Origin of the sequence: Streptococcus sp. HMSC072D07 (assembly GCF_001814835.1) — a bacterium.
Taxonomy (GTDB): Bacteria; Bacillota; Bacilli; order Lactobacillales; family Streptococcaceae; genus Streptococcus.
Genome location: NZ_KV818063.1, coordinates 1 through 212, shown reverse-complemented (window position 1 = coordinate 212; position 212 = coordinate 1). Strand labels below are relative to the sequence as shown.

Below are 212 nucleotides of genomic sequence, written 5' to 3'. Positions count from 1 at the left end.
GCCTATCCTCTTTTGATAAACAAAAAAACTCCAATTACAAACGAGAATTAGAGTTTAGCTTACAAGATTAGACAGTTCTTTTCGACATACGAAAAAAACCTTTTCACATTTCCCTTCGCCAGTATTAACTGTATCAGGTTCAATGGGTATCATCTCAGCCTAAAGCACCCCAAATGTCTTTATTATTTAATTACTGGACCAGTATAACAGAA

General features: G+C 34.4%; 1 riboswitch.

Annotation, left to right across the window (positions count from 1 at the left end):
- Window positions 1–93 precede the first annotated feature (93 nt).
- Window positions 94–182, bottom strand: a riboswitch (TPP riboswitch).
- Window positions 183–212 lie beyond the last annotated feature (30 nt).